The organism is Salinivibrio siamensis (genome assembly GCF_001996005.1).
In the GTDB taxonomy this organism is placed as follows: domain Bacteria; phylum Pseudomonadota; class Gammaproteobacteria; order Enterobacterales; family Vibrionaceae; genus Salinivibrio; species Salinivibrio siamensis.
This window is the reverse complement of sequence record NZ_MUFB01000008.1, coordinates 25,606-49,106: the sequence shown is the minus strand read 5'-3', so window position 1 is coordinate 49,106 and position 23,501 is coordinate 25,606. Positions and strand designations below refer to the sequence as shown.

The 23,501-nt window shown below is 50.5% G+C and carries 24 protein-coding genes; 10 read left to right on the top strand and 14 right to left on the bottom strand.

Features of this window, described 5'->3' with window-relative positions; all coding sequences use genetic code 11:
- Positions 1-12: 12 nt before the first annotated feature.
- From BZG73_RS05910 to BZG73_RS05900, 3 genes are read left to right on the top strand one after another with little or no spacing between them, the layout of a single operon-like run.
- Positions 13-1,722 carry an ABC transporter permease gene (locus BZG73_RS05910; protein WP_077667820.1) on the top strand — a complete coding sequence of 570 codons (1,710 nt, stop codon included), beginning with the start codon at positions 13-15 and terminating at the stop codon, positions 1,720-1,722.
- Positions 1,682-2,353: an ATP-binding cassette domain-containing protein gene (locus BZG73_RS05905; protein WP_077577856.1), complete on the top strand. Its 672-nt coding sequence runs from the start codon at positions 1,682-1,684 to the stop codon at positions 2,351-2,353. Before BZG73_RS05910 ends, BZG73_RS05905 begins: the two co-directional genes overlap by 41 nt.
- Complete coding sequence (locus tag BZG73_RS05900) at positions 2,346-2,972, top strand: CDP-alcohol phosphatidyltransferase family protein (RefSeq protein WP_077577857.1); 627 nt, start codon at positions 2,346-2,348, stop codon at positions 2,970-2,972. Before BZG73_RS05905 ends, BZG73_RS05900 begins: the two co-directional genes overlap by 8 nt.
- A gap of 1 nt (position 2,973) precedes the next feature.
- Here the strand turns inward: BZG73_RS05900 and punR are convergent, their stop codons facing one another.
- Positions 2,974-3,873, bottom strand: a complete 900-nt coding sequence (gene punR / locus BZG73_RS05895) for a DNA-binding transcriptional activator PunR (protein ID WP_046073314.1) — start codon at positions 3,871-3,873, stop codon at positions 2,974-2,976.
- Between the two features lie 106 nt (positions 3,874-3,979).
- Here punR and punC point away from each other — a divergent pair, with 106 nt between their 5' ends.
- Entirely contained in the window at positions 3,980-5,185 is a 1,206-nt protein-coding gene (gene punC, locus BZG73_RS05890) for a purine nucleoside transporter PunC (protein WP_046073315.1), read from the top strand.
- A 62-nt stretch (positions 5,186-5,247) separates the two neighbouring features.
- On the opposite strand, the gene BZG73_RS05885 is transcribed toward punC, so the two are convergent.
- From BZG73_RS05885 to BZG73_RS05865, 5 genes are all read right to left on the bottom strand, one after another.
- On the bottom strand, positions 5,248-5,817 hold the full coding sequence (locus tag BZG73_RS05885) for an O-methyltransferase (protein WP_158075270.1): 570 nt from the start codon (positions 5,815-5,817) through the stop codon (positions 5,248-5,250).
- A gap of 5 nt (positions 5,818-5,822) precedes the next feature.
- The gene (locus tag BZG73_RS05880) at positions 5,823-6,251 is read right to left on the bottom strand and encodes a VOC family protein (protein ID WP_046073317.1); all 429 of its coding nucleotides are present in this window, start codon (positions 6,249-6,251) and stop codon (positions 5,823-5,825) included.
- Between the two features lie 16 nt (positions 6,252-6,267).
- A complete protein-coding gene (locus tag BZG73_RS05875) occupies positions 6,268-6,978 on the bottom strand; it encodes a DUF4336 domain-containing protein (RefSeq protein WP_077667818.1) in 711 nt (236 codons plus the stop codon).
- A 72-nt stretch (positions 6,979-7,050) separates the two neighbouring features.
- The gene (locus BZG73_RS05870) at positions 7,051-7,344 is read right to left on the bottom strand and encodes a hypothetical protein (protein WP_077667817.1); all 294 of its coding nucleotides are present in this window, start codon (positions 7,342-7,344) and stop codon (positions 7,051-7,053) included.
- Positions 7,345-7,356: 12 nt separating this feature from the next.
- The gene (locus BZG73_RS05865; RefSeq protein ID WP_046073320.1) at positions 7,357-7,905 is read right to left on the bottom strand and encodes a lipocalin family protein; all 549 of its coding nucleotides are present in this window, start codon (positions 7,903-7,905) and stop codon (positions 7,357-7,359) included.
- A 227-nt stretch (positions 7,906-8,132) separates the two neighbouring features.
- Here BZG73_RS05865 and BZG73_RS05860 point away from each other — a divergent pair, with 227 nt between their 5' ends.
- Positions 8,133-8,912 (top strand): TerC family protein, encoded by a 780-nt coding sequence (locus BZG73_RS05860; RefSeq protein WP_077577861.1) that lies wholly within the window; start codon positions 8,133-8,135, stop codon positions 8,910-8,912.
- Here the strand turns inward: BZG73_RS05860 and BZG73_RS05855 are convergent.
- Together BZG73_RS05855 and BZG73_RS05850 are read right to left on the bottom strand one after the other, a co-directional pair.
- Positions 8,909-9,235 (bottom strand): DUF4144 family protein, encoded by a 327-nt coding sequence (locus tag BZG73_RS05855; protein WP_046073322.1) that lies wholly within the window; start codon positions 9,233-9,235, stop codon positions 8,909-8,911. The two genes, BZG73_RS05860 and BZG73_RS05855, sit on opposite strands and share 4 nt — an antisense overlap.
- Positions 9,232-9,594, bottom strand: coding sequence for a DOPA 4,5-dioxygenase family protein (locus tag BZG73_RS05850; RefSeq protein ID WP_077577863.1), 363 nt, complete (start codon positions 9,592-9,594; stop codon positions 9,232-9,234). Before BZG73_RS05850 ends, BZG73_RS05855 begins: the two co-directional genes overlap by 4 nt.
- A gap of 168 nt (positions 9,595-9,762) precedes the next feature.
- Here BZG73_RS05850 and BZG73_RS05845 point away from each other — a divergent pair, with 168 nt between their 5' ends.
- Entirely contained in the window at positions 9,763-10,236 is a 474-nt protein-coding gene (locus BZG73_RS05845; protein WP_077667816.1) for a peroxiredoxin, read from the top strand.
- A gap of 40 nt (positions 10,237-10,276) precedes the next feature.
- On the opposite strand, the gene BZG73_RS05840 is transcribed toward BZG73_RS05845, so the two are convergent.
- The 3 genes from BZG73_RS05840 to BZG73_RS05830 form a co-directional block, all read right to left on the bottom strand.
- On the bottom strand, positions 10,277-10,792 hold the full coding sequence (locus tag BZG73_RS05840) for a prolyl-tRNA synthetase associated domain-containing protein (RefSeq protein ID WP_077667815.1): 516 nt from the start codon (positions 10,790-10,792) through the stop codon (positions 10,277-10,279).
- Positions 10,789-11,574, bottom strand: a complete 786-nt coding sequence (locus BZG73_RS05835) for a substrate-binding periplasmic protein (protein ID WP_052707993.1) — start codon at positions 11,572-11,574, stop codon at positions 10,789-10,791. The genes BZG73_RS05840 and BZG73_RS05835 overlap by 4 nt, the downstream gene beginning before the upstream one ends.
- Positions 11,575-11,699: 125 nt before the next feature.
- Positions 11,700-12,602, bottom strand: a complete 903-nt coding sequence (locus tag BZG73_RS05830) for a LysR substrate-binding domain-containing protein (RefSeq protein WP_197075722.1) — start codon at positions 12,600-12,602, stop codon at positions 11,700-11,702.
- A 258-nt stretch (positions 12,603-12,860) separates the two neighbouring features.
- On the opposite strand from BZG73_RS05830, the gene BZG73_RS05825 reads away from it, so the two are divergent.
- Positions 12,861-14,876, top strand: coding sequence for a BCCT family transporter (locus BZG73_RS05825; protein WP_077667814.1), 2,016 nt, complete (start codon positions 12,861-12,863; stop codon positions 14,874-14,876).
- Positions 14,877-14,919: 43 nt separating this feature from the next.
- On the opposite strand, the gene BZG73_RS05820 is transcribed toward BZG73_RS05825, so the two are convergent.
- Positions 14,920-15,495 carry a nucleoside deaminase gene (locus BZG73_RS05820; RefSeq protein WP_077577868.1) on the bottom strand — a complete coding sequence of 192 codons (576 nt, stop codon included), beginning with the start codon at positions 15,493-15,495 and terminating at the stop codon, positions 14,920-14,922.
- 292 nt (positions 15,496-15,787) lie between these two features.
- Here BZG73_RS05820 and BZG73_RS05815 point away from each other — a divergent pair, with 292 nt between their 5' ends.
- Together BZG73_RS05815 and BZG73_RS05810 are read left to right on the top strand one after the other, a co-directional pair.
- Positions 15,788-16,822 (top strand): efflux RND transporter periplasmic adaptor subunit, encoded by a 1,035-nt coding sequence (locus BZG73_RS05815; protein ID WP_235606019.1) that lies wholly within the window; start codon positions 15,788-15,790, stop codon positions 16,820-16,822.
- Positions 16,823-16,832: 10 nt separating this feature from the next.
- A complete protein-coding gene (locus tag BZG73_RS05810) occupies positions 16,833-19,925 on the top strand; it encodes an efflux RND transporter permease subunit (RefSeq protein WP_077666326.1) in 3,093 nt (1,030 codons plus the stop codon).
- A gap of 80 nt (positions 19,926-20,005) precedes the next feature.
- Here the strand turns inward: BZG73_RS05810 and BZG73_RS05805 are convergent, their stop codons facing one another.
- The gene (locus tag BZG73_RS05805; RefSeq protein WP_077667813.1) at positions 20,006-20,899 is read right to left on the bottom strand and encodes a LysR family transcriptional regulator; all 894 of its coding nucleotides are present in this window, start codon (positions 20,897-20,899) and stop codon (positions 20,006-20,008) included.
- 90 nt (positions 20,900-20,989) lie between these two features.
- Between BZG73_RS05805 and BZG73_RS05800 the strand changes: the two genes are divergently transcribed.
- Positions 20,990-21,919: a DMT family transporter gene (locus tag BZG73_RS05800; protein ID WP_077667812.1), complete on the top strand. Its 930-nt coding sequence runs from the start codon at positions 20,990-20,992 to the stop codon at positions 21,917-21,919.
- Between the two features lie 87 nt (positions 21,920-22,006).
- Here the strand turns inward: BZG73_RS05800 and BZG73_RS05795 are convergent, their stop codons facing one another.
- Complete coding sequence (locus tag BZG73_RS05795; RefSeq protein ID WP_077667811.1) at positions 22,007-23,254, bottom strand: NAD(P)/FAD-dependent oxidoreductase; 1,248 nt, start codon at positions 23,252-23,254, stop codon at positions 22,007-22,009.
- Positions 23,255-23,501 lie beyond the last annotated feature (247 nt).

Sequence of the window (23,501 nt, the reverse complement as noted above, 5' to 3'; positions counted from 1 at the left end):
AAAGAGGTTGATATGGCACGTTTGCTGTTTGCCATTACCCTAACGGTGTGCTGCCTCCCCTTGTTGCCAGGGGTGGGCGGCTTATTCTCGACCGCCTTTGCATTCTTACCCACACTAGGGCTGACAGAGGCTAACTTTAGCGGCTGGCAAGCTGTCATGGCATGGCCGGGGCTATCACAATCTATTCAGCTAACGCTCATCTCGGGGTTAGGCAGTAGCCTGCTCGCGGTGGCACTTAGCTTTATGATTTTACAGGCTACTTGGCACACGCCTATTTGGCAAAAGATCAGTGCACGCTTGCCTGCGTTACTGGCATTACCACACGTCGCGTTTGCGATTGGTCTGGTTTTGCTGCTATCCCCGTCGGGTTGGCTGTTTCGCTTGTTAAGTCCCCTTCTCGGCGATCAACCCGTGACTTGGGCGCTGGTACAAGACCCTTATGTTATTGGGCTCACCTTGGCGCTGACGCTAAAAGAAACCCCGTTTTTACTATTGATGAGTCTATCGGTGCTGCGTCAAATTGATGTGTCTAGACTGACGATGGTATCAACCAGCCTCGGGTATAACCGCACCGCAACTTGGTTAAAAGTCATTCTTCCGCTTTGGCTGGCCAAAATGCGTTTCCCGATTTTTGCCGTCATCGCCTACAGCCTTTCAGTGGTTGATGTGGCGATGATCCTTGGGCCGAATACGCCGCCCACCTATGCGGTATTGGTATGGCAGTGGTTTAATGACCCTGATTTGGCGCTATTGCCTAGAGCCTCAGCCGGTGCCTTGCTGTTGTTTGCTCTGTGTGGCTTAGCCTTATTGCTATTTCGCTTTTTGGCGTGGCTTGGTTGCCAATGTCTCAATCGCTGGCAATACACGGGGCGCCGCCACGCATGGTTCCCCGGCAAATCACTCTGGTGGCCGGTGTTTATCACTCCCCTTGCAATTATGCCTGTGTTGCTGATGTGGTCATTCGCACTGCGCTGGTCATTTCCCGATTGGTTACCCAGCCGATATAGCTTACGGTTTTGGGAGCAAGAGCTTAGCTATGTGTGGTCATTGGCGGGGAACAGTATTGTTCTGGCGGTGGTCAGCGCCAGTGTCGCCTTGCTATTTGCCATCGGATGTCTGGAACGCTCGGTCAATCAGCAACGCTCAGTGCCGAGAGCGGTCATCGCTATTCCATTATTGGTTCCTCAACTCTCTATCTTGTTCGGTATTCAGGTGGCGGTGTATAGCCTTCCCGGCCAGTGGCACGTGCCGGCAACCCTTTGGGCTCACATTTTTTTCGCGTTTCCTTACGTGTACCTCGCACTCGATGGGCCGTGGCAGCAATTTGATATGCGTCTTATGCAAACCGCCAGAAGCCTCGGTGTCAGCGCCACGCTTGCATGGTGGCGAGTGAAACTGCCACTCCTTTTGCCCGCCATTATCTTGGCGTGGGCGGTCGGGGCAAGCGTTAGCTTAGCGCAATACCTCCCCACACAATTGCTGGGCGCGGGACGCATTAATACCCTGACCACAGAGGCGGTTAGCTTATCGAGCGGCCTCGATCGCCGTATCAGTGGCCTGTATGGGCTGATGCAAGCGATGCTTCCACTTGTCGTTTTCGCCTTAGCCACTGTGCTGAGCCGCATCGCTGAACGTCGCCTTTTACCTAAATCAACACCAACTTATTCAGGAGCTGAACACCATGACACTGTGTGTCAACCAACTCACCATAAACGCGCCTGATCAATGTTTGGTGCGTGAGCTGTCATTTTCGGTCGCTCCGGGAGAAATACTCACCGTGATGGGACCCAGTGGCTGCGGAAAATCGAGTCTGCTGAGTGTATTGGCGGGGCACATCCAACCGCCCATGCATTACAGCGGTCAACTGACGTTAAATGGTGAGCCCTTTGATCACTTACCGCCGGAGCAGCGCCGTATTGGGATTTTGTTTCAAGATGATTTGCTCTTTCCGCATCTCAACGTCTGGCAAAACTTAGCCTTTGCCCTGCCTTCATCGATGAGCAAAGCGCAAAAACGTGATCAGGCCATCGCAACATTAGGGTCTGTCAATTTAGCGGAGTTTGCGGATTATGCCCCCAGCCAGCTTTCGGGCGGACAGCGTGCGCGAATCAGTGTGTTGCGTGCATTACTCGCCGCGCCCGATACCATCTTGCTTGATGAACCCTTTAGTAAGCTGGATAAGCCGCTGCGACGAGATTTTCGGGCCTTTGTGTTTGAGCAAATTGCGCAGCGAAACATTCCTGCGTTGATTGTGACGCATGATGCCGAGGATATTGCGGATCAGAGCCGCTGTTTAAATTGGCCGGCTCGCCCGACTGACCCCGCACCGCACGAGGAGATGCAGAATGCTTGATCGTTACGCCATCGCGATAATCCGCTGGCCATTGAAGCAGGCAGCGGTGCAGCTTACAAAATGGAGGGTAAAACCCGATACCGTCACGCTCTCAGGCTTTTTGATTGGCTTGCTGGCCGTGCCCGCTCTCGCGCTACAAATATATTGGCTGGCGCTTGTGTTTATTATCATCAACCGACTTTTCGATGGCCTTGATGGTGCCCTCGCCCGCGAGCAAGGGCTCACGGACGCGGGGGGCTTTTTAGATATTACCCTCGATTTTATCTTCTACGCTGCCATTCCTTTTGGCTTTGCGCTGGCCGATCCGGCCAATAACGCCATCGCCGCCAGTTTTTTGCTGTTTTGCTTTATGGGGACTGGCGCAAGTTTTTTAGCGTTTGCAATTATGGCCAGCAAACACCAGATTGATAACCCGGTTTACGCCAATAAGTCGATGTATTACATCGGCGGGATCACCGAAGGAACGGAGACCATCGCGAGTTTTGTGTTAATGTGCCTTTTCCCAACATACATGGCGTGGATTGCCGGCATCTTTGGCGCAGCCTGTTTAATTACCGCAGCAACACGAGTCTGGGCGGGGTACCAAACGTTGCGTACGCTCAATACGCCCTCCTCCTAGCTTATAGCCACTGGTGCTGCAGCTGCTCTTTATCGCCTAAGTAATCGAGCAGCCAGCGCACCGGTGGTGATTCTTTATCCGAGCGCCATGCAATGCAGCACGGACTGCTTAATAGCGGCTCTTCAAGCGCAAGCTCCACCAGCTCTCCTCTCGCAATCGCATCTTCTGCCATGTGTGAAGGCATCACACCAATGCCTAACCCTGCCTTAAAACATTGCATGGCACTGTGCCAATTCGGTACCGTGAGGCGGCGCTGATTATCCAATAGCCAAGTGGTACGGCGCGGTAAGCGGCGCGAGGTGTCTTCCAAACAGATCGCCGGATACGGCGCGAGCTGATCATTAGCCAGTGGCTGGGCACACTGGACGAGTGGATGCGAGGGGCTCACCACAAACCGCCAACGCAGGGTGCCCATTTCCCGATAGCGAAACGCGCCGCTCACTGGCACGGCAGCCGTGGCACCAATCGCAATATCGGCTCTATCATCCGCCAACGCATCCCATACGCCGTTAAACACTTCCATGGTTAGTAACAGCTCGACATCAGGAAACGCATCGTAGAAATCCCGCACCAGCGTATTGACGCTATCTTCGCGCACGACGTTGTCCAGCGCTAACGCGACACTTTGTGTCCAACCATTGGCCACACGTTGTGTTTGCTGGCGAATAGTTTCCATGTTCTTAATCATCTCACGCGATTGAGAGACAAAAAACTCCCCCGCCGCCGTCAACCGAACCTGACGATGAAGCCGCTCAAACAGGGTAACCGCCAGTTTGTCTTCAATCTGGCGCACCGTGTAGCTCACCGCACTCGGCACTTTGTGCAACTCGTCGGCCGCCGCGGAAAAGCTTCCTCGCCGTGCGACCACGTCAATCACTTGAAAATCTTGGTAAGAAAACATTCAAATCAATTTTTTTGAAAGCAATGTTCAAATCATAGCGTTTCACAGCATAGATTGTTAGTCATAAACTGCTTGTTACACTATTCTTTACATCAAGAGATAAAAAATGAACAAACAAGTGCCGTTTATCACTCTGTTCTGGCTAGCAGGGCTAAGTATGCTGGGCTTTTTAGCCACTGATATGTATCTGCCCGCTTTTGAAGCCATGCAAGTCGATTTTGCTACATCGTCCGCAAATATTGGGTTGACCTTAAGTATATTTTTGCTTGGTATGGCTTGCGGTCAACTGGTTTATGGTCCGCTGTCCGACCGCGTTGGCCGTAAGCCTGCGCTATTGATCGGCTTGCTTCTTTATATTGTCGCGACTGTCGTATGCCTTTTCGCGAGTAATATTTATCTGCTACTCGGTGCACGTCTTGTTCAAGCATTGGGCGCATGTAGCGCGATTGTGATTTGGCAAGCGGTGGTCATTGATCGCTATGAGGGTAAACTGGGTCAGAAAGTGTTCGCCACTATCATGCCTTTAGTTGCCTTATCTCCAGCTCTAGCACCATTATTAGGTGCCTACTTACTCCAGCATTTTGATTGGCGCAGTATTTTTGTGGTTTTATTTGCACTAGGACTTGTTTTCGTTGCACTTACTCTACGTGAAAAAGAAAGCTTAGCTAAGCCAGTACAAGACACTAAAATTATTGATAAACTTAAAAGTGACTACCAACAAGTTTTTAAATCAAAAAAATTCATCGGTAATATGCTAATTTTCGCGGGTTGTTCCGCAGCATTTTTTGCCTATCTGACAGGGTCACCGTTCGTGATGTCCGCCATGGGTTATACCGAAGCGGATATTGGTCTGAGCTATATTCCACAAACCATTGCTTTTGTCGTCGGTGGTTATGCCTGTCGTCATGCCCTCAACAAGCTTAAAGATCACAGTATCTTGCCTTGGCTGCTTAAGCTGTTTGTCATCAGTGTCGTGGTTATCTTTTTGATCAGCTGGCGCACCGACGTCACCAACATCTGGGCAATTTTAGGTCCGTTTTGTTTCCTTGCAGCGGCGAACGGTGCCATCTACCCACTGGTCGTCAATCGCGCCTTGGAAGATTTCAAATCCTGTAGCGCGACCGCTGCGGGGTTATTGAACTTCTTGCAAATGATGGTCTGCTTCGTGGCGAGCGCCGTGGTGTCTGCGTTTGCAGCCTCCGGCTTGATCGCCGTCACCACGGTCATGCTATCAACCTGCGCGGTGGTCATTATTGGCTTTGGCTTGGTCTGGCATGCAAACCGTCAAGCGCAAACGCTAGCAGCCGCGTAAGGCAACGGGGTTTAGAGACTAAAAAGGCGTCTTTCCAGACGCCTTTTTTATCGTGCCAACTTTCACTCACGCAAATAGGCAACAAGCTCACCTTTGCCAATGGGAAGTACACCCACATCGAGTTCAGACTGTTGCTCAAGCCATCGCTTAAAAGGGGCAATCTCGTCAGCATGGGATAAAGCATTATCGACCACTAACAGGCCCTGAGGCTTGAGAAGTTGGAATAAACGTGGCGCAAAGGAGAGGTACTGACTTCGATCGGCATCGAGAAAAATGAGCTCAAACTGTCCCTCAAAGCGAGCAATCCAGTCACTTGCATCACCCAATTTAGCATCTATCCGGTTATCCATGCCGGCTTGTCTAAAGTGCTGTTGCGCTTGTTGATGTTTTGTTTCATCGCACTCAATCGTTACCACTTGCACGCTATTACCGCCCGCGCGCGCAAGCCATAACGTTGAATACCCCATTGATGTACCAATTTCTAATATGCGAGTAGGCTGAATTTCATCTACTAACAGCGCTAAGAATTTTCCGGTTCCAGGCGTGATATTCAGCCACTTCTCACCTTTATCGTGTTGCAGGGCATCATTCTCTGTCCCCTGCATTTGCAACTGCTCCAAAAAGACATCCATGGTCATTAATCCAAGACAAGGCTGCCGTTATCATCAAACTGCCAACAATCGCCATAAGCGACTTCCCAAAGGTAGTTATCCGGATCGGCAAAGTAGCCGCTGTAGCCTCCCCAAAAAACGTCTTGTGCGGGTTTAACAATACGACCGCCACATCGCTCTGCCAACGCCAACACCTCATCCACTTCCTCTTTGGACCGCGTATTATGCGCCAACGTAATGCCACCAAAACCCGTCTCCGCCACAGCTGTGCCAGGTTTAATGTCATCAGCCAAGGCATCAATGGGGTACAGCGCCAAGCGTGTGCCTGCCGTACTAAAAAACACAATCCCCTCTTCGGGATGACTATGCGTGGGAAATCCCAACTGGCGATAGAAATCATAAGAGTGAGAGAGATCTGCAACCCCCAATGTGATGATACTAATTCGTGCTTCCATACCATTGCTCCTTGGTTTAATCCGTTGGGGCGGTCAGTTTGTCTTTACCTAACCATGAAAAAGCGCGCAATAAATGGGGCACCGCCTCATCAATGATTTCGCCATGTGCCATGACAAGACGCTGTGGTGCCCAATGAATCAAGGTGCGAATGTGTGTTGCTAATTCGTCTTTGTGAAACCAAAAGCTTAATCGCCAATCAAGTGGTGTCTTACCATTGGGGGCTGTCACACCTGACCACTCGGCAATTTTGCGTTTAAAAGGTGAAAATGCCTCTGGACGAAAATTTTCGATAAGATCAGTGACAATCAGCGTTTGGCTTTGCCGATGAAAAAACACGCATTCTGTCATCACTGGAGACCCTGTAATCAAACACTGGGCAATGTCATCTTGCCAAGCGGGCTCAAGCAGATCTTCAAAATGATAATCAAATCGTAAATCTTTTCGCTTTTTCGCCACTTGTTGGGTGCCAATAAGTGGCGCCTCGGGAAAGGCCTCAACCCATTCGGCTAAGTAGAGGTGGTGCAACTGGTTAGGGGCGATTAAATAGCGAACGACCCCTAACGACGCCAGTTCACTGCGCAGTGCGCCAGTGAGCTTTATCGGGCTGTGAATCCATAGGGACTGATCGGCAAGCCTCACCACCACCATACGTGTGGTGTAGGGCAGCGTGAAAAAGGGAACAGCCTCTCCATCAGCTATCCAAATTGACGTATCGAGTTGATACACAGCACTCTCCTCATGACCGACTTTACACTGTAGCGTGTCAGCCAACCGGTAAGTGTGCGAATAATCACAGCCTTACAGAGTGCCTAACTGGACATGGCGCGTAATGTTTTTCAGTGTGACCCCTGCAGCTGCAAGGCGAGATTGCATATCATCCAGTGCGCGCTGGTAGTCATCACTTTGCTCAAAGCTAGCTAGCGTTTGCCTGTCTTTAAACATCAGCCGCACGGTTAAGCTTTGTGGAAAGCGTTGATAATTCACCTCATGCGTGAGCCATTCAAACCCCTCGACCTTTTCCATTGTCAACTCACAGACTTCAGTCAGTGCTTCTCGAATAGCTTTGTCATACTTCTTGTCTGTTTTTCGCATGATGCTTCTCTTCTACTGCTGGGTTTTCTTGTGTTTGGGGTCCGTGCGGCTGTGCTCGACAAAAATCAGCTCTTCGGTGGCAAAGCCTCGCTGTTTCGCCGCTGCAATAAACTGCTCTTTCACAGACTCCGAGACAGTTGGCGTGCGCGATAACAGCCATAGGTAATCGTGGTCAGGACCCGAAATAAAGGCATATTGGTAATCATCATCCAAATCAAACACCACATAGGAGCCATAGAAAGGACCAAAGAACGATACCTTTAGGTACCCCGTCTTATCGTTTTCAACGAAGTACGCCTTGCCTTCTGCCTCTTGCCATTGACCCTCTTCACGGCTGTAGCCACGATTAATCACTTTGACGCCGCCGTCTTCACGTAAGCTGTATGTTGCGGTGACATCCGATAAACCCCGCTCAAAAGAGTGATCCAGTCGCGCGACTTCATACCAAGTGCCTAAATAGCGGTTCAGCTCAAAGTCGTTGACGGGAGTGACTTGTTTCGGCATGCCTAAGCATCCGGACAATATTAAGGACAATAACCCAATCATCCAGCCTCTTTTCATTGTTATTCCCTCTTTAAATCCAACATGATGAGTTTTACTCAGCAACAGGTTTGATCGTTTACATGCTTTGTCAATTTTTGGTCAACTCGCTGTTTGTCTGCTTGCCAAGGTGTCAAGTGAGTGCTTTTATAAGCGCTCTTTAGTCACAGAGGTAATCAAAAATCCATGGATAGCGACCGATGTCGTGTTATGCCCTCCCCCGCTTCCTTTAATGAGGAGGCAATCGTATGTTAACACTCTTTATGGAACCCCAAACTTGGGTGGTCTTTTTTACCCTTCTGACCCTTGAAGTGGTGTTGGGTGTCGATAACTTAGTCTTTATTTCCGTATTGTGTGAGCGTCTCCCCAAAGAGAAACGCCGCTTCGCGCGTACCTTGGGTATTGGTCTTGCCGTGATCAGCCGGATTGGCTTGTTGCTCTCCATCGCTTGGGTCATGTCGTTGACCGCGCCACTGTTTACGATTGGTACGGAACCGGTTACCGGTAAAGACCTTATCATGCTGTTTGGTGGTGGCTTTTTGCTGCTAAAAAGTACCAAAGAGCTGTGGGCATGGTTGGGCCATGGCGAACCCATTACCCACTCGACACAAGTGCGCACCGGTATGGCAGTGATTTTGCTGCAAATCGTTGCGGTAGATGCGGTATTTTCAATGGACTCAGTGATCACTGCGGTGGGTCTTACCCAAGATGTGCCCGTGATGGTCGCCGCCATTATTACCGCCGCTATCATTATGATGATCGCGGCAGAACCCGTAAATAATCTGGTCAGCCGTTATCCTGGGTTTAAAACCTTGGCCTTGCTGTTCTTAGTGCTACTCGGCGTGCTGCTGATGGCCGAAGGTGCTGGCATTCATATCAACAAAGGCTATGTGTATGTTGCGATGGCATTTGGTTTGATACTTGAGCTTTGCCACATTCGATTGCGCCACAAGCAGCGCTTGAACATCAAGCGTATTGGTCCGCACTTTTCGTTAAAAGTGTCACGTCGCATTGCTGACAGCCGTTAATTCTCAGGGACCGTCGCCACACTCTTGATGGCGGCGGCTCTATCTTTAAACTGGATTTTTCCCACACAGCATTGACCCAATTGCGCATAATGCGCTTGGACATGTGCCACGAGCTGCTCAAGTGGCATGATTTGCCCACTCGGCTGCCAGTGCTGACCGCCGTCTTGGCTCAACCAGCATACGCCTTGGCTATCCACCAGCCGGTCGTCTTCTGTGATCACGTTTTCGCACAGCGCCTTAAGCGACGCCGGATCGGATGCAAACGAGAGTTCGTCATCGCCATGCCAAATCAGGAGCGCCGGATACTCAAGAAACGTATTCATTGCTTGGGCTTAAACATGGCCAGATTGAGTTCAACAGGCGAACCCATCCAACCGACATGGTCAGTATGATCTATGTAGTCATCGCCCGTCACGCCATGCAAAAACACGGTTAAATCGCCCCGGTGCGCCTCAAGCCATGTCATCACCTCATCGAACGCGGCTTTGTCAAAAGCGATCTGAAAACTCCACTTTGGGTGTGGGCCAACGCATTTGCGATGAAAGCGGCCAAGGTCGATAGGCAGTGACGATGCAGCGGCTGCTTGATAGATAATATCCGCCTGCGCTTCGGTGTCAGCCTCATAGTAGACATGGGCGTGGTAAGCCTGATGGACATTGGGAAAAGAGTAAGAAGATGACATAAACGCAATGTAAATTAACAGAATGAAGTGAACGATAGTTTACTCTAAGCACACAATGATAAACAGACGATACCGATAAAGAGACTCGGATGGGGACGAATATGTTTGCTTATGAATACGCATGTTATGCTGAGAATGAACAATCATACAACGATTAAAGGAGTCATCATGATTCAGCAAGGACAACCTTTACCTAGCGCGACGCTCAGTGAACTCACCGAAGATGGCATGCAAACCCACGACATTCCTGCCCTTTTCGCCAACAAGAAGGTTGTGCTGTTCGCAGTGCCGGGTGCCTTTACCCCAACCTGTTCCGAGTCCCACTTACCGGGTTTTGTGGTGAAGGCGGATGAGATTAAAGCAAAAGGCGTCGATATGACTGCTTGCGTCTCCGTCAACGATGCCTTTGTGATGCAGGCGTGGGGCGAAGCACAAAACGCCAATCAGATTCATATGCTGGCCGACGGCGATGGCAGCTTTACCCAAGCGCTGGGCCTGGAAATGGACTCAGGGAAGTTTGGGGGTATTCGCTCACAGCGTTATGCGATGGTGATTGATAATGGCATCGTCACGCATTTGAACGTTGAAGCGCCAAAAAGCTTTGAAGTCTCCAGTGCCGAGGCGATTCTCGCCCTGCTGTAGCAGTTAGTTAGCGATGGCTGCCAACAGCCATCGCTATCGTTTAAGCGACATGCTCCACCGTTTGATAGTCTCGGCCTATAGCGCTTAACCAGCGGGCGAGATCTTGGGTGGCAATAACCCAAGTTTGATCGTGACAAAAAGGCTGGCATTCCACCGCTTGGACTTGCCATATCGCATTCGCGATCACCAAACTGACGCGATGCTCAGGATCGTTCATTACATCAAATACCGATACGGCGCCTGATTGTGCCTGTAAATAGGTTTCAAGTTGCTGCGACGACGCAAACGATAGGCGAGACGTGCCCAAGGCTTCACTCAATCCGGCTAAATTGACGGTGGCTTTGCCCGGTAACACCACCAAGAAAAACTGTTTTCCTTTTCTGTCTTTCAACAGCAAATTCTTGGTCGGATTTGCATCAGTATGCAAACCGAGCGCGTCTGCTTGTTCACACGTATAGACAGGCTGATGGCGGTATATATTTACTGAAATACCTTGCGCATTGAGGCTTTGAAACAGCGCAGCCTGTTGACTAGATAGCGGAGGATTACCCGTCATAACGCTCCTGTTTGAAAATAATGTTGACGAAGTTTTTCGATCTCGCCGCGTTCCGCAGCGGACGCTATATACGTGTTTATTAGCGCCACTAAGTCATTCGCTTGCGGCGCATAGCGGCTGACCTGAGCATGAAAGGCTTTAGGGTTAGGTAGAGAGATATAGGCAAGATCGCGTGAAAATTGATAAAGCCCCAAGCGAATGCCACCCAATACAGGCTCTATTTCACTGGCAAGAAAGCGGCACCGCCCCGCTTCCAACATACGCAAAGCCTGCTGCAAAGTATTGGCTTCAAACCTCGGCTTAGGGTTGTCGCCAAAGCCGGCATAGTTGTAGCCATTCACACCACACACTGAGTCCGATACGGGCAATCTTGGCCGCACATTGGCCGCTGGATCACCGATATATAGATATCCGAGAGAGATAGAATACAAGGGCGTTGTCAGTCGACTGTACTGCGCACGCTCAGGTTTATAACTCGCATCCCAAGTAAGGTCACAACGGCCAGACTCTCTTGCCAGTTCATGCTGCACGCGCGCCCAAGGCATAAATACCAGTTGATAAGTAATGTCGTTACGCTCTAGTGCGGAAAGCACTAGATCGGTCGCATAACCCGTCAAGGTGTCCGCTTTTTGCTGCCGCGTCTCACCCTGCCAATAAGTGTAAGGTGGCCAAGGACTCCCATCCCCCACACAAACATTGAGCGGCTCAGAGGTTGCCGACCAAACTTGAAAAGAAAGCATGGTCAGCCAAACGATGGTTAGCCTTCGTACCCAGTTGGTCATTAAGCAGCATTTCACGTTGGTTACTTCGTAATCAGTATAACCGAATGTATTGTCATGTCAGCGCAGTACAGCGTCCATGTTTGCGATACGTCATACCCTCAAACATCAAACCGAGACACGCTCTTCTATTTATTGACGAGCGCATCTTGATGTGGTTTGAAAATGACACTGTCACGCAACTGTTGTATGAGTGCAATCGCAGCCCCCGATAAGTCACCTTGACGCTGATGCAACGTAATTTCAGTATTGGGGAGTTTCGGTAACCCTTCCTCTTCACCAAGTACTCTAAGCCCTTCCCCCATCATCGATGGCGTTAACACCGTAATCGCCAGCCCTGCACGAACGGCTGACGAAAGCCCTGACAAACTTGCACTCGAATACGCAATTCGATGGGTAATACCGGCTGATGTTAAGGCCGCCAGTGCACGCTCTCGGAAAATACACACCCCTTGCTTAGACAGCGCCAAAGGTAGAGGTTGGCGCTGATGCGTATCGTGCCCCACACCCGTGACCCACGTCATCGGCTCGGCGCGCAATACTTCGCCACCCGGGCTGTTAGGCTGACGCGTCGTTATCGCGATATCTAGCGCACCGGCTTTTACTTCTTGTACCAGTTCGACACTCAAACCACAGCTCACCTCAAGCTCTACCCCTGGGTAACGAGCCTCAAACATAGAGAGCGCCTCAGGAAGATAGATTAAGTAGTCATCAGGGATCCCTAAACGAACGACGCCGTCTAGCCGTTGGTCGGTCATCTCTTGCCAAGCGAGTGCATTTTGCCTAAGTAGCTGTCTGGCATGCGCCAATAACCGCTCACCTGCAGGAGTAGGCAGTACAGCAGTCTGCCCTCGTTGCAGCAACGGTTTTTCAAATAGTGCCTCGAGTCGTTTCATATGTGCACTCACGGTAGATTGCGCAAGGTATAAGCTCTCTCCAGCTCGGGTAAAGCTACCCTTTTCTACCACGGCGACAAAGGTTTTAAGAACCACGAGATCGAGCTCTCGCACGGCGCCTGACTCACGCATCATGATTTGTGATGACCCTATTATAAAAATTCGTTTTCATGATTGTAGCGTTTTCGCCAAAGTACACCAACACATTCACTGAAACAGAGATAAGGAGAGACGCGATGAATCAGAAAAAATCGCCTCAATATCAGTCATCTCGAGATTCGTTTCCCGCACTGTATATGCCTGCGATGCCACCAATGGCTTGGATTAACGGCCGCTCGAAAAAAAGAACACGTTAACCCGACAATTTTTCACTCACAGGCAAATAAACTCATTATGCGTCACGAACACTCATCAATAAGCGCGGGCATTAACCCGCCGGTATTTTATCCCGCCGCCGCTTTAATCGCGGCTTTTGTTATTTTTACCATTAGCGTGCCAGATACCGCCGGCGCGCTATTTGGTAGCGCGCAAGCTTGGATCATCGACACCTTTGGCTGGTTTTACTTACTCGCGATGGGGCTATACCTTGGCCTGGCCTTGATTTTTGCACTGAGCCGCTATGGCCAATTTAAGCTGGGTCCGGATCACAGTGAGCCCGAGTTCAGCTACCACTCATGGTTTGCGATGCTTTTTTCTGCTGGCATGGGGATCGGGTTAATTTTTTACGGGGTCGCCGAACCAGTATTTCACTATGCGACCCCAGTAGTTGGCGAAGGCAATACCGCAGAAGCGGCTAAAGCAGCAATGCGCATGACCTTTTTCCATTGGGGGTTACATGCATGGGGCGTTTATGCCATTGTCGCCCTTGCCCTCGCCTATTTTAGTTTTCGCCATCGTTTACCACTCCGCATTAGCTCAGCACTTTATCCTCTAATTGGTAAACGTATTCATGGCCCAATTGGTTATACCGTCGACGTATTTGCTGTTTTTGGCACCATGTTTGGTATTGCTACCTCTTTGGGCTTGGGCGTGATGCAGATAAACGCAGGCTTGAACTATTTATTTGATATTCCGACAACAACCAGCGTGCAGTTAATACTGATTGCTTGTGTGACGGGACTCGCCACCATCTCAGTCGTACTGGGGCTCGATGGAGGCATCCGTCGATTGTCTGATTTAAATCTCTGGCTAGCGATTGCCTTACTGCTCTTTGTCGTGGCGGTAGGTCCTACCCTCTTTATTTTCGAAACATTAGGGCAAAATATTGGCACCTATTTGTCATCAATGGTTGATATGACATTTAATGCCTACGCCTATACAGGTGATGAAAGTACAGATGGTTTTTTAGGGGGATGGACACTCTTTTACTGGGCGTGGTTTATCGCTTGGTCACCGTTTGTAGGGATGTTTATCGCAAGGATATCTCGCGGCCGGACGATCCGCGAGTTCATTCTTGGCGTCATTTTTGTCCCTGTCGGTGTCACCTTTATTTGGCTAACTGTGTTTGGCGATACCGCGCTACACGGTATTCTTACCAACACCATGCCAAACTTGGTAGACCAAGTATTTGCCAACAGTTCAACATCGTTATTCCACTTTTTGGATAGTTTCCCGTTGGCAGGTGTCTCCTCCGTGATTGCAACTTTATTGGTGATCACCTTTTTTGTCACCTCATCCGATTCGGGCTCGTTGGTGATCGATACCTTAACGTCCAAGGATGATGGCGAGTCGCCGGTAAAATTGCGTATTTTCTGGGCGCTTGCCGAAGGTTTAGTCGCCTCAGCGTTGGTCCTGGCTGGCGGTAGCAATGTCCTATCTGCACTGCAAGCAGCCTCTCTGACTTCGGCACTGCCTTTTGCGGTCATTTTACTCGCGGTTGGCTTTGGTTTGCTTAAAGCGTTAAAAATGGAGGCTCTCAAACGCGATAGTCTCCAACATCTGGCGACGATACCGGGCAATGTGACGCGCCATAGTCCACATTACGCAGAAAACTGGCAAAATCGCCTACAAACCTTGGTGGCTTCACCTGAGTGGCAGGAAATCGCTGTAATGTTGGATAAAACCATTGAGCCCGCGATGCGTGCGGTCGCCGAAGAGCTTGAGAAGCAGGCGCTGGATGTCAGTATCAACCGCGAACACGATCGCTGCTATCTGCGAGTTCACCACGGCAATGACCCTGATTTTATTTACGGAGTACGAGCCCGTGCCTATGCCAGCCACACGTTTAACCTAAAAACCTTAGCGGATAATGAGACATTGGATACGCCACACCATTATCGTGCAGAGGTATTCTTACGGGAAGGCGGCCAGCAATACAATATTGCGGGCTACAATCAAGCGCAAGTGATTGAAGATATGCTGGATCACTACGAAAAGCATCTACACTTTCTTCACGTGATCAATAGCTAAATCTTATTTTGTCGAGTAACTAGCGCCGCCTTTGCGCGGCGCTTCATCCTTGTCGAGCGTTTACGGCACTCACACCTTGCCAATCTTCCAACTCTTGTTCGGGGTGCTCGGCTCTAAATTGCTGATACAGCGCAATGCCCTGTGGATCTTCCAGCACATCAACCATCACCCCTTTCTCTTGCAGCACCGTCTCGTTACCGCTCGCACTGGTGATATCCCCTACCACCACTCGAGAGAAACCGCGCATGGCGATCAATGCCGCGCACACATCGCATGGGCTTAAACTGGTAAACAAAGTTGTTTGGCTGAAGTCGATTCGCCCGGCATCACGTATCGCGGCCGTTTCACCGTGGTTGTAGGGATGGTTTTCTTGCACCAAGGTGTTGTGTCCTTTGCCCACTATACGACGTGTTTCATTGTCAATAATCACCGCGCCGATGGGGCATCCTCCTTCCTCAGCGCTTTTTTGGGCTAGCAGCACCGCAATGCGCATCAAGTCCGCATCCGTTAGTTTTTGGCTGAAGCTGTTATCCACCAGCACCGGCAAACTGCGCGTTGGCATATGCGCCATGGCACGCAGCGCCGCTTCGTTCACCGTACTGTTTGCATTTAATAGCATCCGCTCTCTCCTTATTCCATCTGACAGATAACGTTAAGCTGCGTCATACCACAAGATCATCAATTTACTCGCAATTAATGAACCAAACAGTGATAAGGTTTGTATTGGTCAATTCGATATTTGTTATTGGTTTAATCGACCTTTTGCGCCTTCGTCTGTACTTGTTAGCCAAGGGTGGTGATAGCAACTCTGTTCAGGGATTTTTATGATAAAACGTTTGATTATTATGTTAGTCGCATGTGGTCTCCTTTTTGGGGGAATTTTTGCTTACAAAGCGGTAGGCAACCATTTTATGAACCAATTCTTTGACAACATGCCTGCCCCCACGGTCACCGTGACGGCCACCACAGTCTCAACCCACCCTTGGCGTGAACAACAGACCACTATTGGCAGTTTTGCGGCCATTAATGAAACCCAGCTAACCACCGAGGCAAGCGGCATTGTCAACGATATTATGTTCGATAACGCGACATCGGTGAAAAAGGGACAATTGCTCCTCACGCTAGATGCCAGCGTTGATGAGGCAGAATTGCGTCGGCTCGAGTCCGTGGCAGAACTGGCACAACTTGAACTGCGGCGTTATCAGCGGCTATTTAGAGATAAAAACATCTCCGAGTCAGAGCTAAAGCGCAAAGAAAGCGAAGCCAAACAAGCGATTGCCGCTGTCGACAGCCAAAAAGCGCGCATTGAGCAAAAGTCATTAACCGCGCCTTTCGACGGCATCATTGGCATCCGAGAAGTCAGTCTTGGCCAATTAATGTCCCCGGGGACAGCGGTTGCGACACTCACGTCAGTGACCCCGATTCACCTCAACTTTACCTTGCCGGAACAGCAACTCAGCACGTTGAAAAATGGTCAAACCGTTTCTGCCACGATTAGCGCACAGCCTGACGAGGTCTTTGCCGGCACAGTGACTGCAATTTCGCCGGTTGTGACGCCGTCGAGTCGCAGTGTCGATATTCAAGCCACCTTTGACAACCCAGATGCCGTTTTACGGTCAGGTATGTTCGCACGCGTGAGCCTTGATCAAGGTGAAGAAACGCAAAATGTCTTGCTGGCACCACAAAGCGCAATTCAATTTAATCCGTATGGCAACGCAGTCTTCGTGATCCAAGAGCAAGACGATGCATTGACGGTACAACAGCGCTTTGTGCAAACGGGCGCGCGCCGCGGTGACATGATTGTGATTAAAGACGGCCTTCAACCCGGTGACCGTATCGTTACCTCCGGCCTCCTCAAGCTCCGTAACGGCAGCAACATCAAGATCAGTGACAATGAGCGTGTTCAGCCGAGCGAAGATCTTGATCCCAACGTTGTGAATCAATAGGAGCGATTCGATGCGATTTACCGACGTCTTTATCAAGAAACCCGTCTTGGCCTCCGTAGTGAGCCTATTCATTATCTTGCTCGGCTTACGCGCCATCACCGACATGAATGTGCGGCAATTCCCCGAGATCAAAAATGCAGTGGTCAGTGTCTCTACCACTTATATCGGTGCAGATGCCGACCTGATTCAAGGCTTTATCACTACGCCGCTGGAGCGTGAAATCGCTGCCTCAGAAGGGATTGATTACTTAGTCTCCACCTCAACCGCTGGTGTGAGCACCATCGAAGCCTATTTACGCCTTGATTACGATCCGAATGAAGCACTCACGCAGATTGCCGCACAGGTGAATAAGGTGCGCTCAGAGCTCCCTGATGATGCCCGTGAGCCCGTCGTCACCCTGCAGGTGGGGGAAACGGTCGCAGCGATGTACCTCGCGTTTTATTCTGACGTCCTCACTGATAATCAAATTACCGATTATTTGGTCCGGGTGGTCGAGCCACAGCTGTCGACGATTCCCGGCGTGCAGCGTGCTGATGTGTTGGGTGCCAGTAGTTTTGCCATGCGAATCTGGCTCGACTCGGTCAAAATGGCCGCGTACGATCTCACCGGTACGGATGTGATTGCCGCCCTGCGCAGCAATAATGTGCTTGCGACGCTAGGGCGCACCAAAGGCCAAGACGTAGCGATTGATTTAAACGCCGCCACCGACATTCATGACGTGAAACAATTTGAAGATCTGGTGATCAGCAGTGATGGCCAATCTGTTGTGCGTTTGAGTGATGTGGCGACCGTTGAGCTCGGCGCGGAAAGTTACCAAACATCGGTCAACTTTAACGGGCTCGATGCCACCTTTATCGGCATCGAAGTCTCGCCAGATGCCAATGCGCTGGATGTGATTGAGGCGGTGAATCAGGTATGGGATGCCGACATTACCACCCAGTTGCCTCAAGGGTTGTCGGCGTATATCGCCTATGATTCAACCGAGTATATTGATAATGCCATTGATGAAGTAGTGATATCGATTATTCTCGCCTTAGCCATCGTAGTCTTTGTGATTTATGGCTTTTTGGGGTCGTTACGCTCGGTGGTCATTCCTGCGGTCGCGATCCCCGTATCGCTCATCGGCACCTTCTTTTTAATGTGGCTGTTAGGATTTTCCATCAACCTACTGACACTGCTTGCCATGGTGCTGGCGATTGGTGTGGTGGTTGATGATGCGATTATCATGCTTGAAAACGTGCACCGCCATATCGAAGAAGGTAAAAGCCGAACACAAGCCGCACTGGAAGGCGCGCGCGAGCTGGCGTGGCCGATTATCACCATGTCGACTACCTTGGTCGCGGTGTTCCTGCCCATCGGCTTTGTCGGTGGCTTAACCGGGGTGTTGTTTGTTGAATTTGCCTTTACCCTCGCCGCGTCGGTGATCTTATCCGGCGTGGTGGCACTCACGCTCTCGCCCATGATGTGTGCCTATGTGCTCAAGCCCTATCAGGCGGACAAAGCGACCCAAGAGCGCTCCCTTGAGCACTGGCTGGATAAGCAGTTTGACCGATTGCATCATCGCTACCAACGCACACTCCATAGCTTGTTGAATACCAATGCGGTGATCCTCACGTTCGGCGCGATTGTTTTAGTGTCTTGCTATTTCTTGTTTATCACCAGTCCTTCTGAGCTTGAGCCCGCCGAAGACCAAGGGTTTGTGTTCTCCATACTCGAAGCCGACAGCCAAACCACGCTGGATGCGTTGTCTGCCAGTACCGATGAATTAAACCGTCTGATTGACGATGTACCAGAAATCGACAACGTCTTTATTATCAATGGCTCTGGCGGCACCAATAACGCAATAGCCGGTATTGTACTTGCGCCATGGGATGAGCGAGAGCGCAGTACCCAAGCGATTTTGGAAAACGAGATTCAACCCTTTATGGACAGCCAACCGAGCTTAAGCAGCTTTGCCTTGGTGCCCCCTTCACTGCCGTCTCCGGGCGGCGGCACACCGGTTGAATTTATTATCGGCTCAACACAACCCTTTGAGGCGATTAATGAAGTGGCGAACAATATTGTGGGCAAAGCGATGCAGACTGGGCGGTTTATCTTTGTCGATACCGATCTGAGCATTGACCGCCCCAAACAAACGGTCAAGATCGACCGTGAAAAGGCGGCTTTGATGGGCGTCGATATGCAACAGCTCGCCGCGGATATGGGCTCATTGTTATCCGGGGCGGATGCGGGACGCTTTTCACTGGAAAACCGCTCTTACCGAGTGATCCCCCAAGTGGCGCGTAATGAACGCCTCACACCGGAACAATTGCGCCAGTTTTACACTCGCAACCAAGACGGTGAATTGGTTCAGCTGTCAACGTTAGTGACCTTAGAAGAAAGTGTGCAGCCCCAAGCATTGCGCGGTTTTCAGCAGCTGAATGCGGTGAAAATTTCCGGTGTACCGCGCCCTGGTGTTCCCTTGGGGGAAGCGCTGGGTGTACTCGAAGAAATTGCGGCGACAGAATTGCCAGCAGGCTTTAGTGTCGATTATGCCGGGCAGTCACGCCAGTTTATGAGCGAAGGCCAGCAACTGGTCGTGACCTTCTTCTTTGCTTTAATCGTGATTTTCTTGATCTTAGCGGCGCAGTTTGAGTCGTTTAAAAACGCAATCATTATTTTGGTCACCGTGCCAATGAGTGTCTGTGGCGCGCTGATATTTATCAGCCTAGGGTTTACTACCTTAAACATTTACACTCAAGTTGGCTTGCTCACCCTCGTTGGTCTGATTGCTAAACACGGTATATTGATCGTCGAGTTCGCCAATCAGCTCCAGCAAGAAGGACGGACCAAGCGTGAGGCGATTGAAGAAGCGACCGCCATCCGTTTACGCCCTATCTTGATGACCACGGCAGCGACGGTGCTCGCCATGATCCCGCTATTGATTGCCTCAGGAGCCGGTGCTGGCGCCCGTTTTGCCATGGGGCTAGTGATTGCTAGTGGGATGACACTGGGCACCTTGTTCACCCTGTTCGTGGTACCTGCTATGTATCTGTTCTTAGCCAAAACCATCACGCCGGCATCCACCGAGTTATCGCCAGCGCACACGCATCATAGCGATTAATCGAAAAATCGCACCCATTGGGGCCACTGCAACGTGGCCCCTATTGTCTCGGGCAACAGCCTTTTATATCCGGTTACGCGCTAAGAGGACATAAAACGCGCGAGAACAAATTCCACCAGCAATCGAACACGCAAAGGCACTTGTTCTCGGTCTCGATAGAGTAAAAATAGCGTGCGCGCTCGACTGCACCATTGCGGTAACACGCGCTGTAATTCACCCTTTTCTATCAAAGGTAGCGCGGAATAATCAGGAATATAGCCGATGCCAAATCCAGCCTCCACCGCATGGGTTAACATCTGAATTTCATCCACTTCTGCACGTATACCCGTGGTGGCTTGATAATCAAACGCCTCCCCCGTTTGATGGTGTGTGAGTTCCCAAACCGTCATTGGATGACAAATCACCACCGGTTTACCACTCAGATCACTAGGAGAGCGCACATCGTGATAGTCACTGTCAGGGCTGGCGCACAAAATGAAGTGAATATCGGTGAGCGGCCGTGCAATCCAATTTTCGACCACGGGGTTCCCGACTCGAAACACCACATCCATGCCTTCCGCTTCAATATCTATCAAGCTATTGGAAAAGTTAAGATCCAGTTGAATCTCTGGATACTCACGCATAAAGTCGAAAAAGACGCGGCGTAAAAACTGCTTACCGGCATTGATGGGTGCGCTGATACGAATTTTGCCCTGAGGGTGATGTTTCTCGCTCACCAAATCATCGTTCAGTGTCTGCAACTCATCGAATAATCCTGCGGCACGTTCAAAATAGCGATGGCCAATTTGGGTCAGAGAGATACGATGTGCATCGCGATTGAGTAAACGCAGGGCAAGATCCTGCTCAAGCTGGCGAATTCGACGGCTTAGGGTGGATTGCGGCATGGCAAGCTGCTGCGCCGCGGCTTTAAAACTCCCCAACTGCGCCACAGTACAAAAACAGCGCAAATCGTCTAAGGAATAGTTAGGTTTCATATTTGGAATCTACCGTTCTGATATTGCCGGTTTATTCATATTTTGAAACTTATACACTAGCGCCCATCACTCAACAAGTCAGGTCTTGCTATGACAACTACTGCTTCACTGTGGAAAGCCGTTGCCCTTCTCATTTTATGTGCCTTTTTTTGGGGTAGCACTTTTCCTATTGGTAAAGATGCGCTGAATGAAGTGAATGCGCTCACCTTGGTCTTTTGGCGCTTTGCCGTCGCCGCGATTTGTCTARGCTTTTATCTCAAGCTCACCCGTACCCGCGTTCCCACACTCAGCGCCAAGCAGTGGCTGTGGGCAACCACCGTCAGCGCTGTGGGGATTGGCGGCCTTAACCTCTGTTTGTTCACCGGACTCGAGTATACCCAAGCGACCAATGGGTCATTAATCATGGCGCTCAGCCCGTTGGTGACTTCACTTATCGCCTGTATCGCGATTCGTGCATTGCCGCGTAAGGGACAAGTTTTCAGCTTGGTGGTGAGTTTATCGGGCGTGCTCGTGGTGMTCACCAATGGGCAGTGGCAGATGCTCAGCCAATTAAACTTTAACCAAGGTGACCAAATGATTTTCACTGGCATGTTTGCATGGAGTGCGTACACCTTCTTCAGCCAAGGCATTGGCCGCTGGATGCCGGTGATCCCCTACACGTTTTTAGGCATGCTCAGTGGTGCGACTGTGATTGGCATCATGTGTGCACTTACCCCAAACGTTCATCCGTTTGGCGAAGTGCTCGCAGCCACCCCATTAGCCGTCTCCGAACTCCTTTATATCGGTGTGCTGGGTACTGTCGCTGGTTACTTACTCTGGCTCAACGGCGTGCGCCATCTCGGCTCTGCCAATGCAGCACTCTTTTTTAACTTTGTGCCTGTGTTCGCGGTACTCACCGCGTTTTTGATGGGACAAGCCGTGAGCCAACTTCAGGTGGTGGGCATTGTCATTGTAATCGCAGGACTGTTGCTGCCACGCCTTCCTCACCCACGCCAATGGCGCGTTGCACGCTCTGCTTAGCGGTGTCGCTATTATACCTCTGAGTGCATCATGAGTCGCGCGCGGTGACGCGTTTTCATCGCGTGCAACTCATGCCTCATCATAGGGTTATCCGCCGAATCGGGTGACACGATAGGGTTGCATATCCACATCCGTGGCCTCCCCATCCATCATTTGCCCTAATAATTTCCCGGTGACCGGCCCTAACGTAAATCCTTGGTGGCCGTGACCAAAGGCAAGCCATAACCCTTTACGTTGCGGCGCCTCACCTATCACCGGTTTCATGTCCGGCATACACGGACGTCCGCCTTTCCACGGCGTTTCATCAATACGCGCGCCAATAGGATACAAAGCCTTCGCTTCATGCTCTGCTGCTTGCAGCTGGCTTTGATCCGTGGGGGCGTCCAAGGCGGTTAACTCTGCGCCCGTGGTCAAGCGGATACCTGCACGCATAGGTGCCAGCAAATACCCCACTTCCGCATCCATAATCCAGTGATTAAGTGGCTTTTTCTCATCGCATTGGTAATGCATGTGATAACCACGCTTGGTAAACAAAGGGACCTCTAGACCTTGTTGACGCAACCAGTAAGAGGACCAAGGACCCATTGCCATTACGACTTGGTCAGCATGTAACTGACCGTCATCGGTTTCGATAACCCACTGCTCGCCTGCTTGTTTCAATGCCTGCAAGTTCGCGCGTTTAATCTCGCCGCCTTTAGCAATCACATCGTCAGCATAGGCCTTGACCAAAGCGCCTGGGTCGGTGACTGTCCAAGGTTGTTTCCAGTGGATCGCGCCCGCCAGCGAAGCCGTTAAATTTGGCTCCATCGTCGCGATCTGTGCTGCGTTTAGCACCTCATAGTCAACGCCATAGTTGGCACGATCTGCGGCGGCACGCGTGCATTCATCATCTAAGGCTTTTTGCGTGCGGAAAAGCTTGAGGTAACCTTCCTTACGAATCAAGGACGCTGCGTTCGCGGAGGCAATCATTTCCTCATGAGTGTCTAACGACTGCATAATTAACGCCGCGTACTCTGGCACCAATTGTTTGTATTTACTCTCACTGGAATAATGCCAGTATTGTAATAACGGATGGGCGGCTCGGATAACGCTCGTAGGACGGTAACGAATATCGACCGAGCGATTCGGCAATACGCGCAATAAGGTGGCAAGGTCACGGGGAAATGCGTAGGGTCTAACCGCCTCGCGCTGAATAATCCCGGCATTACCAAATGAGGTTTCTTGTCCGGGGCTTACCCTATCGACCACGATGACCTCATACCCGCGCTTTAAAAGGTGCCATGCCACAGAGACACCTACCATGCCTGCACCTAATACCACTACCCGCTTTGCCATACTTCACTCCCTGAATAACTTGAAATTATGTTTTTAGTGTACTTTGCTTGTCATTATGCCGTTGTGTTCTTTTTGCACATAAGTTACAAGTTTTTAACCAATGCAGGTAGAGGTATTTAACAATCAATCTCACACTTTTTCGACCATCCCCGCCCCTGTCAGACAAGCTCAAGCAAGTAAGTCTTTGTCAATGAAACAATTCATTGTTCTTACTGATTCCAGCTAGCTAGCGCACACTTCCAGCAGA